The organism is Microbulbifer sp. TYP-18, assembly GCF_040932045.1.
Classification (GTDB): domain Bacteria; phylum Pseudomonadota; class Gammaproteobacteria; order Pseudomonadales; family Cellvibrionaceae; genus Microbulbifer.
Genome location: NZ_JBFRBC010000004.1, coordinates 105,339 through 117,637, shown reverse-complemented (window position 1 = coordinate 117,637; position 12,299 = coordinate 105,339). Strand labels below are relative to the sequence as shown.

Here is a 12,299-nt window from a genome sequence, read left to right as displayed (position 1 = left end):
AATAGGCCTAGCGCAGTCCGCGGCGGCGGAACAGGGGAAGCGGCTGATCGACCGCCGCCTGGTAACTCTCGCTGAAATCCTCCAGCGACTGCAGTATCTGTGCCAGCGACTCCTCTCCCTCGAAAGCGAAAGCGTTATAGCCGCACCGGCGCAGGAAGGTCAGTTGATCCCGCATAAAGGCGCCAATCGCCCGCAGTTCACCGGCGAAGCCATAGCGCTCGCGCAGCAGGCGGCCGGTGGTAAAACCGCGCCCGTCGCCGGCCAGGGGAAAGTGGACTGCAATCAGTGGCAGCTCTCCCGCGTCTGCGGCCACCAGGGATGCGGATTCACTGCTGTCGAGCCAGACTCCCAGCTCCCCTTTGCGGTGTTCCAGGTTCCCGCGCTCGGCCTTCCAGCGGGAGTAGGGCAGTATCACTTTGCCGGGGGGCACCGGTTCGGCGGTCGACAGCTCCTCTTCCAGTTGCAACAGACGCCACTGGTTATCCACCACCGCACCGTCGACAATCAGCCGCTCCGGGTTGGCCGGCTGGGGTCCGGGTGATTTAGCTGGCCTGGGCATAGACGCTCTCCTTGAACGGCTCCAGGCCGATACGGTGGTAGGTATCGATAAACAGCTCACCCTCGCGGCGGGCGCCGACGTAGACATCCAACAGCTTGCGGATCACCCCCGCCACTTCCGCGCGGGAGAAACTGGGGCCGAGCACCTTGCCCAGACTGGCGCGCTCCGATGCACTGCCGCCCAGTTGAACCTGAAAATACTCCTCGCCTTTCTTGTCCACGCCGAGAATGCCGATATGGCCCACATGGTGATGGCCACAGGCGTTCATACAGCCGGAAATGTTCAGGTTCAGATCGCCCAGGTCGTAGAGGTAGTCCATATCGTCGAACTCCCGCTGGATCGCCTCCGCCACCGGAATGGATTTTGCGTTGGCCAGGGAGCAGTAGTCGCCGCCCGGGCAGCAAATCATATCGGTCAGGGTGCCGATATTGGGCGTAGCCAGGCCGTGTCCGCGCGCTTCGCGCCAAACCTCATACAGCTGGTCCTGCCGCACATCCGCCAGTACCACATTCTGGTCATGGGTGACCCGCGCTTCGCCAAAGCTGTAGCGCTCTGCCAGATTTGCGATGGCCTCCATCTGGCTGTCGGTGACATCTCCCGGGGGTACGCCGGTGGGTTTGGTGGACAGGCGCACCGCGCGATAACCGGCTACCCGGTGGGGGTGGGTGTTGCGCTCCAGCCACCGTGCAAACCCCTTGTCTGCGGCGGCCTGAGCGGCCAGGGCGGCATCGCTCTCAGCGCCGTCGAAGTGGGTGTAATCGGGACTGCGGAAAAAGGATTTCGCCCATTCGATGGCCTCCGGGGTCAGCTGGTCGGCGCCCTCTTTGACCAGTTGCCACTCGTTTTCCACCAGGCGGCCAAATTCTGTGGCGCCCATGGCTTTGACCAGTATTTTGATCCGCGCCTTGTACTTGTTGTCGCGACGCCCCAGCTGGTTGTAGATGCGCACTATGGCTTCCAGGTAGGACAGCAGGTGGCGCTCCGGCAGAAACTCGCGGATGCGCTCGGCAATGACCGGAGTGCGTCCCTGGCCGCCTCCCACATAAATCTCAAAGCCGATTTCGCCTTCGCGACGCACCATTTGCACGCCGATATCGTGCACCCGGATGGCCGCCCGATCGGATTTGGCACCGTTGACCGCTATCTTGAATTTGCGCGGCAGATAGGCGAATTCCGGATGGAAGGTGGACCACTGGCGAATCAGTTCACAGTATGGGCGCGGGTCCAGTATTTCGTCCCGGGCCACGCCGGCATAGGGGTCGGACGTGGTGTTGCGGATGCAGTTGCCGCTGGTCTGGACCGCGTGCATCTCCACTTCCGCCAGCTCGGTCAGGATGTCCGGTACATCCTCGAGGTTCGGCCAGTTCAGTTGCAGGTTTTGGCGGGTGGTGAAGTGGGCATAGCCCTTGTCGTAGTCGCGGGTGATGCGTGCCAGGCGGCGCAATTGCCGGCTGCTCAGCAGCCCATAGGGCACCGCGATACGCAGCATGGGGGCCAGGCGCTGCACATAGAGACCGTTTTGCAGGCGCAGGGGCAGGAACTCCTCTTCAGTGAGTTCACCCCGAAGATAGCGTTCCGTCTGGCCGTGGAACTGTTTCACACGGTCTGCCAGGAGGGCGCGGTCCCGGTCGTCATATTGATACATAACAGCTTGATTCTATTGACTTTTTACAAGGGCCCAAAAATCAGGTCAAGGCCCCGCCGAGTTTTCACCGCCGCATAACATACCAGCGCGCTTATACAAAAAATAACAATTTTTTCCGCTATGTTAGTAACTAAAGGTTATATCAGCCGGGGGTTACAGCGGCCGGTCGGTTGCGCAGCGGTTGGGTATTTGGTCTACTTGGCCCACCGCCCTGTAGCGGTGGACCTCAGAAGATAAGAATAATCAGCAATCGGAGTACTGCGATGAATGAAGAGGCAGCTGTAACCAGTGATAGTGACAACCTGGCGGACGCAATCGCGGCAGTGGCATTGGTAGCGATTTTCGTTGCCGTGTGCATCTACTGGGTCGCCATTCAGTAAACCGCCACCTCCCTCGCTGCCCGGGTTCGTGTTGTACCGGGCTGGTTTCCGGCCCTTCCGGGGCCTCCGGATATCGACCCTCAGCCCATATTGGCCAGCACTGTCTTGACCACCAATACCAGGGCGCACACGAACAGGGCGGTGAAAATAACCCCGGCGGCAATGTAGGCGCCGAAACTGCCGCGGTTGAAATCCCGCTGTCGGTTCCTGTCACTCTGCACCCCCACCGCCGCAGCCAGGGTGCTCATCACCACCTGGCCGAAAGAGGGTTTGTGCGGTTTCTGCTGTGAGGATTCCGGTGTTTCTTTCATAGATAGTTTGTCTCCATCATTATTAACCCTGCAATCCAATGGATGATCCCTCACCGCTACTCCTCCAGATTCGGGGCCAGCCAGCGTTTCAGCTCCTCCACCGGCATACCCTTGCGCCGGGCCAGGCTGGCGACCTGGTCGCTGCCGATCTTGCCCACGTTAAAATATTTGGCGCCCGGGTGCGCGAAGTACCAGCCACTCACCGCGGCCGCCGGCGTCATGGCAAAATGCGATGTCAGTTGGACGCCGGTATTCTCCTCCGCATTCAGCAGCCGGAATAGGGCGGCTTTCTCCGTATGGTCGGGACACGCCGGGTAGCCCGGTGCCGGGCGGATACCGCGGTAGGCCTCCCTGATCAGTTCCTCGTTGCTCAGGGATTCGCCCTCGGCGTAACCCCAGTAATCCGTGCGGACCCGGCGGTGCAGATGTTCAGCGAAGGACTCTGCCAAGCGGTCGGCCAGCGCCTTCACCATAATTGCGTTGTAGTCATCGTGGGCGGCCTCGTACTGAGCCGCCAGCTCATCGGCGCCTATTCCGGTGGTCACCACAAAGCCGCCCACATAGTCGGCAACGCCGCTTTCCACAGGAGCCACGAAATCCGCCAGTGAGCGGCAGTGTCCGTCGCCGCCCCGTTTGTTCACCTGCTGGCGCATATGGTGCAGGCGCATCAGCTCTTCGGTGCGGGACTCATCCTTATACACGATGATGTCGTCCCCATCGCTGTTGGCGGGCCAGAGTCCGATCACCGCGCGGGCGCGGAGCAGTTTTTCGTCGATGATCTTTTGCAGCATCCACTGCGCGCTCTTAAATAAATCCGTCGCCGCTTCACCCACCACCTCATCGTTCAGAATAGCGGGATACTTGCCGGCCAGATCCCAGGAGATAAAGAAGGGCGTCCAGTCGATGGTGTCCAGCAGCTTTTGCAGCGGGAAGTCGTCGATCACGGTGATGCCCGGCTGTTTGGGCACGCTGGGCGTGTAACTTGCCCAGTCAAACCTGGGGGCGGCTGCCAGGGCTTCGCTATAACTCAGGCGGGTATCGGTGCGCCGGCGGTTGCCGGAGCGCTGGCGCACCTTGTGGTACTCCTCCCGGACGCCGCTGACAAAGCCGGGTTTCAATTCACTGGACAACAGGCTGCTGGCAACGCCCACCGCCCGGGATGCATCGGCTACGTAGACGGTTTGATCCCGTGAATACAGTGGATCGATTTTCACCGCCGTGTGGGCCTTGGATGTGGTGGCGCCGCCAATCAGCAGGGGGATGTCGAAGCCCTGGCGCTCCATTTCAGCGGCCACGTGCATCATCTCATCCAGGGAAGGGGTGATCAGCCCAGACAGGCCGATGATGTCACAGTTTTTTTCGGCGGCGGTCTGCAGGATCGTTTCCGCCGGCACCATCACCCCCAGGTCGATCACCTCGAAATTGTTGCAGGCCAGTACCACTCCCACAATGTTCTTGCCGATATCGTGCACGTCCCCTTTTACCGTGGCCATCAGGATGCGCCCGTTGGACTGGCGCGGGCCGCTCTTCTCCGCCTCGATATAGGGTTGCAGATAGGCCACCGCCTGTTTCATCACCCGCGCCGACTTCACCACCTGCGGCAGGAACATTTTGCCCTCGCCAAACAGGTCGCCGACCACGTTCATACCGTCCATCAGCGGGCCCTCGATCACCTCCAGCGGGCGGTTTGCCGCCTCCCGCGCCTGCTCTGTATCCTCTTCGATATAGGTGGTGATCCCTTTTACCAGCGCGTGTTCCAGGCGCTTGTTCACGGGCCACTGGCGCCAGCTGAGATCCTCCTTGCGCGCCTGTCCGCTGCCATCGCCGCGGTAGCTTGCTGCTATTTCCAGCAGTCGCTCGGTACTGTCCAGGCGCCGGTTGAGGACCACATCCTCCACCCGTTCCCGCAGCTCTTGTGCCAGGTCGTCGTACACTGCCAGCTGTCCCGCGTTCACTATGCCCATATTCAGGCCGGCCCGGATGGCGTGGTAGAGGAACACCGAGTGAATGGCTTCCCGCACCGGATTGTTGCCGCGGAAAGAGAAGGACACATTGGACACACCGCCGCTCACCTGAGCGCCGGGCAGGTTTTCGCGAATCCAGCGGCAGGCCTCGATATAGTCCACCGCGTAATTATTGTGTTCGTCGATGCCGGTGGCGACGGCAAAGATATTGGGGTCGAAAACGATATCCGAGGGCGCAAAGCCGACTTTTTCCACCAGCAGGTCATAGCTGCGGCGGCAGATCTCGACTTTTCTCGCCAGGGTGTCCGCCTGGCCCGTCTCGTCGAAAGCCATCACCACCACGGCGGCCCCATAGCGCCGGCACAGGTCCGCCCGCTGGATAAATTCCGCCTCGCCTTCCTTCAGGCTGATGGAATTGACGATGGGTTTACCCTGTATGCACTGCAGGCCGGCCTCGATCACCTCCCACTTGGAGGAATCGACCATAAAGGGCACCTTGGCGATTTCAGGTTCACCCGCCGCCAGGTTCAGGAATCTGCGCATCGCCGCGGTCGAATCCAGCATCGCTTCATCCATATTGATATCGATGACCTGGGCACCGTCCTCCACCTGCCGGGCGGCCACCTCCAGGGCGGTGTCATAGTCCTCCTCGAGGATCAGGCGTTTGAACCGCGCGGAACCCGTTACGTTGCAACGCTCCCCCACATTCACAAACAGGGAGTCGCTATCCACCACAAAGGGCTCCAGCCCCGCCAGGCGGAGAGCGGGCTTGGCCATCGGTGGTTTTCGCGGCGGTATATCGGCGACCGACCGGGCGATAGCGGCGATATGATCCGGTGTGGTACCACAGCAGCCGCCGAGAATATTGACGAATCCGCTCTGGGCGAACTCGGTGACAATGGCCGCGGTCTCCTGTGGAGTTTCGTCGTAATCGCCGAACTCATTGGGCAGGCCCGCGTTGGGGTGCGCTGAAACACAGGTGGAGCAGATACCGGAGAGGGCTTCCACATAGGGCCGCAGTTCCGTCGCCCCCAGAGCGCAGTTGAGGCCCACACTCAGCGGCTCCGCGTGGGCCACCGAATAATAAAAGGCCTCGGTGGTCTGGCCGGACAGAGTGCGGCCGGATGCATCGGTGATGGTGCCAGAAATCATAATCGGCAGCTCGGTTCCCAGGTCGTCAAACAGCTGCCTTACGGCGTAGATAGCCGCCTTGGCGTTGAGCGTATCGAACACCGTCTCGATCAGGATTATGTCGCTGCCGCCCTCTATGAGCGCCTGTCCCGCCTCCACATAGTTGTCCACCAGCTGCTGGAAAGTGACGTTGCGTGCCCCCGGGTCGTTCACATCCGGCGAAATGCTGGCGGTCCGCGATGTGGGCCCCAGCACCCCGGCCACCCATCGAGGCTTGTCCGGGGTCGACAGCGCATCGGCGGCCTTGCGGGCTATTTGGGCAGCGGCCAGGTTCAGCTCTGTGACCTGCTCTTCCAGGTCGTAGTCGGCCTGGGACAGGCGGGTGGCATTGAAAGTGTTGGTCTCAATAATATCGGCACCGGCGTGGAGATAGTCCCGATGCAGTTGTTCGATCAGATCCGGCCGGGTGATGTTGAGCAGGTCATTGTTGCCCTTGAGGTCCTGGTGGTGGTCGCCGAAGCGCTGGCCGCGGTAGTCCGCCTCCTGCAGCCCCGCCTGCTGGATCATGGTTCCCATGGCGCCATCCAGAATCAGGATACGCCGGGCCAGGGCGGCGTGAAGCTGTTGAATACGCAGGCGGCGGGAATCTGAAGACATGGAAACACTCTTATTGCGGACCGGGGCGGGCGGCGGCAATCTTAGCACAATCGCCGCGGGTGGCCCCGGTTGCCGGCACTCCCAAAGCCCTCCCCGAGATTGGTATGGCGCCTTGCAGCAGATCAGTGCCGTCGGTGATGACCCACCGGTCTAACCCGTAAGAGGCGGATGCCGCTATTGGGTCGCAGAAAGACACCATTTTCCCGCTTGGCCGGACTAACCCACCTTATTTCGGTGCAGGTTCCACTGCAGGGTCTCAGGGAGTAGAATACCCGACAAGGAAACTAGGTTATTCGGGAAAGCTATGTCAGAGCAGAGCGCAGAATTGAATGTGACCATCACCGAGTCCGCCCAGGCGTACCTGCGTGAGTTGTTGGAAAAACAGGACTGTGAGGGCATTGCCATTCGCATGTTTGTGTCCAGCCCCGGCACTCCCAACGCCGAAACCTGTATCGCCTACTGCCGCCCGGGTGAAGAGCAGGAAGACGATGTGGTTGTGGAACTGGAGGGTTTCAGGGCCTACTTCGAGAATCGCTCGGTTCCCTACCTGGATGAGGCCCGGGTGGATTACGCCAGTGATAAAATGGGCGGCCAGCTGACCATCCGCGCGCCCAACTCGCGCATGCCCAAAATCACTGACGACAGCCCCATCGAGGACCGTATCAATTACGTTCTCTACAACGAGATCAACCCAATGCTGGCTGCCCATGGTGGACAGGTCAGCCTGGTGGAGTTTACCGACGACCACTATGCGGTACTCAGGTTTGGGGGTGGCTGCCAGGGCTGCGGCATGGTGGACATGACCCTGAAGGAGGGCATCGAGAAGACTCTGAAGGAGAAGATTCCGGAGCTCGCCGGAGTGCGGGACGTCACCGACCACAGCGATAAAACCCAGGCCTACTACTGATATCAGGCTTGCTTTTCAAGGGCTCGCGCCGGCCTCCGCCGACGGTGCCATATCCCTGTACCGCGACCCGCTCACTGGGCTTCGAAAAACTCGAATTCGTCCACATTGTCCAGGTAGGCGCCGTCATACCCCGCATTGATAATCCGGTCCAGGTAGGCGCCCTCCCCACCGAACAGTATCTCCTGCCAGGGCTCCAGCCAGTAGCGTACATGGTAGTTTGTTGAAGTCACCGAGACCTGTTCGTCCAGCCAGATTGGGGGATTGGTGAGCCAGAAATCCTCCCAGTAAAAGAGGTCGCTCTGCGCCTGGCCGATACTCATATAGGCCAGCAGCAACCGCTCCCCGCCATCCCGCTTCAGGCGCATCTGCTGCAGCTGCTCCTGGCTGTAGGGTTCGCCATTGAAAAAGAAATCCAAAATCACCACGTCGTAATCCGTATCGGCCACCGCATCCACAAACGCCTGGGGATTCGCAAAGCTGCTCGGATTGATCAATTGCAAAAAATTGCGCGCAAAAGTGAGGTCCTCTATATCCGCCCGGTTTTCCCCCGGGAGCATCGTCGGGTGGGACGGAATTGTATTTAGAAGCCTTTGTGGTGCCGCGAATCCCAAATAATCCGCTTCCTGGTTGAGGCGGATGGACTCGTCGATATTCGCCTCACTGCTGGCAAAATCCGTCACCAGTGCCACCAGGTCCCCGTCGTCCCTGGCAATATTCAGCAACTGCTGCAGATTGTTGGATTGCGCCTCCGGCGTGGGTTGGTCGACTGCCGTGTTGAGCCCGAAAAAAACGCCCTGTTGCGCAATGCCATCCAGTGCATTGAGGTAGGCGGTTTCCGGGGTCCCCGAGGCCTGTCCACTGCTGGTCACCAATGGCAGAGCATCCTGGGGCACTATAATAAAGTCCCTGTCGCGGCGCTTGGCATAGCGACTTATTTCTATCACCAGGTCGCGCATTTCCTGGCGGTAATCGGTGGTAACGCCGTTGTCCGGCAGAAAATCCGGCACGTCGTCAAAATCACAGGCGAAGAGGGGCAATGCCAATAAAACGATTGCGAGGCGTTTTAGCATAGTCTTTTCCTTAAGCAGTGCATTTTATCCGCCCCAGCTTGGTATGGCCGGCTGAATCCCTGTCCACTTATAGGGTGGAGCTGCGCAAACAGGTATTGAGTCGCTGTATAAGCCGCTGAATAGGGATGAAGGGCTGGTGACTGTCGTTTATTCTGTCTATTCATAGATTCCCGGTCAACAGCCCTGGCCGCCCTTAACCTTAATTTACCGAGTTAAATGGGACACACAGATGTGCCACTGATGTCGCTTGCCGGATTAATCCAATAGATTTCAATAACAGCGGCCAACAGTGAATAGCTGTTTGGTGCTTCAGTCCCCACTGGATCTTTGGCCTCCTCCGGACAGGCTTATCCCGACCGGGTATCCAAGTATTGCAGCTTTGGCGGATATTGAAGCAGTGCTGTTCCAAATCTGTCCGCAACAGTCGTTTTGCTAAAAATATTGAATTTTTTTTCAGTTTTACCGCCCCGAATAGCTGATCCGGCTGTCGACCCAAATGGGCAATGCGCACTATTCTTCAGCCATTTGTGGCTTGACCTGGCAGGCACCGCCCATTGGAACGTCAAGCACATATCCAGCGCTTCAGGCTCAGGCGCCAGATCTGCAGATTTTTAGCTGGAGTAGGGAAACCCCTGGCACTGGCAGCGGGCAGGCAAAGAGGCGGCCTTGGCAGGCTGTTGGCAGAGCTTTTTCAGCAGCAATTTTGAACTGTTCGCTTGACGGGAAAGCTTAGGGCAGAGCTGTTGCTACGGTATTGAGGGCAGAACAGAGGGAATTTGTACAAGAAAAAATCTGATCGATTATTTTTATACCGAATTGCTCGCAAATTGGGCCGAAAGGCTTGGCGTGCACACTTCACAATTTGACAGGTCAAATGTAGACTTCCGTGCCATCTACAGGCTTGTGCAGATCCGGTGCGACCTCCTTTTAGTTTGCGCCAGATTGCGAAGCCATTGGGTGTTTGCATAGGACCTGGCGAATCACAGGACTCCGGTCCCCGGTCACTTCTTTTTTTAACTATGGCCCCCGCCTGGCCGTCGAATACTAGGGATAAAGACAGCTTTCTCATGAGTGGTACGACTTGGGTGAGCTTTTTCACGCGCGTCGACCTCCATTTGAGGTCTGTCGACAAAAACAATAACCGGGGAAGTGTTGCTCACCTGGGATATCAAAGGATAAACAGTGTCATTTAGTAAGCCTCTTCTGGTCGCTTTGGCCGCTCTGATTAGTACCATCCTGGCCGGCTGTGACTCCGGTATTTGGGATTCCCCCGCGGCCCAGCTGGAATCCATCCAGGTAACGACGCTGCAGGGCACCTCCACCGATATCTCGCTGACGGTGGGCGACAGTCAGTCATTGACTGCCCTGGGCCGCTACAGTGATGGCAGTACCGCCGATCTCACCAGCAGTGCCAACTGGAATAGCGGTGACCACGCCATCGCCACCGTAGATAGCCAGGGTGAAGTCACTGCTGTGGGCGTGGGCAGCACGACGGTGTCCGCCAGTCAGGATGGGATTGTCAGCAATACGGTGACGCTCACTGTGCCCTCCCTGGAAAAGGTACAGGATGTCACGCTGAATTTTGAGGCCGTCAAGCGTTTTCGTTTTGACTGGACCGAGGTTGCCGGCGCTAGCCATTACCGGCTATTGGAAAACCCCGATGGTATTTCCGGCTTTAGCCCGGTTGGCGAAGAGGTGACAACGGGTACCCTGGCACTGGAAGTGCCCCTCTACGCCCGTACCAATGCGCAATATATCCTGCAAGCTTGTGCCGGCCGGGGTGCTGGGGAGCTGTGTATCGACTCGGATCCCGTCTCGGTCAGCGGCACCCTGGTGGGCAGTATCGGCTACTTTAAGGCCAGCAATACGGACAGGCGTGATGGTTTTGGTTTCTCTGTGAGCCTGAGTGCCGACGGCCATACCTTGGCCGTGGGGGCTCCCGGTGAAAGCAGCAATGCTGTGGGTATCAACCCGGCTGGTCAGAGCAACAACGCTGCCGTTAATGCCGGCGCTGTGTATCTATTTGTTCAACAGGACGGCAGCTGGATCCAGGAAGCCTATATAAAGGCCAGCAATACGGATACAGGCGATAGCTTTGGTGGGGCTGTGAGCCTAAGTGCCGATGGCAATACCCTGGCGGTGGCGGCATCTGGTGAGAAGAGCAATGCCACTGGGGTCAACAGCACTGGCCAGGAGGTTAACCCGTTTCGATTTGCCGGCGCCGTCTATACCTTTACCCGCGATCAAAATGGCTGGGTTCAGCAGGCCTATATCAAGCCCAGTAATACGGATGCAGACATGGGTTTTGGTGGTTCCCTGAGTCTGAGCGCCGATGGCAATACCCTGGCGGTGGGGGCTGGGCGTGAAGACAATCAGGCCACTGGGGTCAGCAGCCAGGGGCCGCGCAATGGCGGTGCCCGCGACTCTGGCGCTGTGTATGTGTTTGCCCAAAATAACGGTATCTGGGCCGAGCAGGCCTATATCAAGGCCAGCAATAGCGAGGCAAATGATCAATTTGGTCTTGCTGTGAGTCTGAGCGCCGATGGTAATACCCTGGCGGTGGGGGCCAACGGTGAAGACAGCCCCGCCACCGGGGTGAATGGCAACCAAGGCAATAGTTTTCGCCAAGCGCAAACGAGCGGTGCTGTCTATCTATTTAGCCGCGATGCTGTGACTGGCTGGAATCAGGAGGCCTATATCAAGGCCAGCAATACCGGTGATGCGGACTTTTTTGGTACGAGCGTCAGTCTGAGCGCCGATGGCAACACTCTGGCGGTGGGGGCAGAGGGTGAAGACAGTAATGCCATCGGAATCGATGCAGACCAACAAAATAATAATGCCTTCAAATCCGGTGCTGTCTATGTGTTTAGCCGCGATGCCGGTACTGGCTGGGATCAGAAGTTCTATATCAAGGCCAGCAATACGGATAGAGACGATGGCTTTGGTGCGGCTGTGAGCCTAAGCGCCGATGGTAACACCCTGGCGGTGGGGACAATCAGGGAAGACAGCCGCACCACCGGAGTCAATGCTAATTCACAAAATAATACTGCCTCCAGCTCCGGTGCTGTCTATGTGTTTCGTCGCAACGCGGGCAGCTGGTTCGAGCAGGCCTATGTCAAGGCCAGCAATACGGACATCCGCGACGAATTCAGTAGTTCGGTCAGTTTAAGCGGAGACGGCACTACCCTGGCCGTGGGTGCACCCAAAGAAGACAGCGATGCCACCGGAATCGGTAATGATCAGAGCAATAGTGCTGATGATCCTTTTGATTATAATGCTGGCGCCGTCTATGTGTACTGAGCCTGGATGCCTGGCAGGCTGTTGCAAAAGTGTTTTTCAACAACCTGCTAGGGGCCAGTGAAAGGGGCAGTTAGTTTCCAAAACCCGGCTATGGGGCTTATCAAGCCGGCAATCCAATGGATGAGGGATCATTCACTGGATTGTCGCCCTTGAAAGCTTGCACCAGCATCCGCCCGGCGGTGACACACTTATGTATCGCATTAACCCGGCAATTTATCCAGCTGCCCGGTGAATAAAATGCGTTTAAAAAACAATTGTTAGACTGGGGCCCGGGGGCCGAACTCCCTGGGTTTTCCCCCTGGTAGAAAGAAGCAGTAAGCCCCTGGATTTATTGCCGGGTTTGCGGACATGCTCCGAAAATCCGGGCGGAGAAAA

Annotated in this window: 7 protein-coding genes; 2 read left to right on the top strand and 5 right to left on the bottom strand. The window is 58.5% G+C overall.

Translation table 11 applies throughout. The features are described 5' to 3' along the window. Positions 1-7: 7 nt before the first annotated feature. The 4 genes from ABVT36_RS06315 to metH all read right to left on the bottom strand — a co-directional run bounded on the left by ABVT36_RS06315 (position 8) and on the right by metH (position 6,647). Positions 8-559 (bottom strand): DUF934 domain-containing protein, encoded by a 552-nt coding sequence (locus ABVT36_RS06315; protein ID WP_368455797.1) that lies wholly within the window; start codon positions 557-559, stop codon positions 8-10. Beyond that, positions 543-2,204 carry a nitrite/sulfite reductase gene (locus ABVT36_RS06310; protein WP_368455796.1) on the bottom strand — a complete coding sequence of 554 codons (1,662 nt, stop codon included), beginning with the start codon at positions 2,202-2,204 and terminating at the stop codon, positions 543-545. Before ABVT36_RS06310 ends, ABVT36_RS06315 begins: the two co-directional genes overlap by 17 nt. Before the next feature lie 460 nt (positions 2,205-2,664). After that, positions 2,665-2,895, bottom strand: a complete 231-nt coding sequence (locus ABVT36_RS06305; protein WP_368455795.1) for a DUF2970 domain-containing protein — start codon at positions 2,893-2,895, stop codon at positions 2,665-2,667. A 56-nt stretch (positions 2,896-2,951) separates the two neighbouring features. Then, positions 2,952-6,647 carry a methionine synthase gene (metH, locus tag ABVT36_RS06300; RefSeq protein WP_368455794.1) on the bottom strand — a complete coding sequence of 1,232 codons (3,696 nt, stop codon included), beginning with the start codon at positions 6,645-6,647 and terminating at the stop codon, positions 2,952-2,954. A gap of 304 nt (positions 6,648-6,951) precedes the next feature. Here metH and nfuA point away from each other — a divergent pair, with 304 nt between their 5' ends. After that, positions 6,952-7,554: a Fe-S biogenesis protein NfuA gene (gene nfuA / locus ABVT36_RS06295; RefSeq protein ID WP_368455793.1), complete on the top strand. Its 603-nt coding sequence runs from the start codon at positions 6,952-6,954 to the stop codon at positions 7,552-7,554. A gap of 71 nt (positions 7,555-7,625) precedes the next feature. Here nfuA and ABVT36_RS06290 read toward each other — a convergent pair whose 3' ends face one another. Further along, positions 7,626-8,624 carry an endo alpha-1,4 polygalactosaminidase gene (locus tag ABVT36_RS06290; protein ID WP_368455792.1) on the bottom strand — a complete coding sequence of 333 codons (999 nt, stop codon included), beginning with the start codon at positions 8,622-8,624 and terminating at the stop codon, positions 7,626-7,628. Between the two features lie 1,182 nt (positions 8,625-9,806). On the opposite strand from ABVT36_RS06290, the gene ABVT36_RS06285 reads away from it, so the two are divergent. Beyond that, positions 9,807-11,924: an Ig-like domain-containing protein gene (locus tag ABVT36_RS06285; protein ID WP_368455791.1), complete on the top strand. Its 2,118-nt coding sequence runs from the start codon at positions 9,807-9,809 to the stop codon at positions 11,922-11,924. Positions 11,925-12,299: the final 375 nt, after the last annotated feature.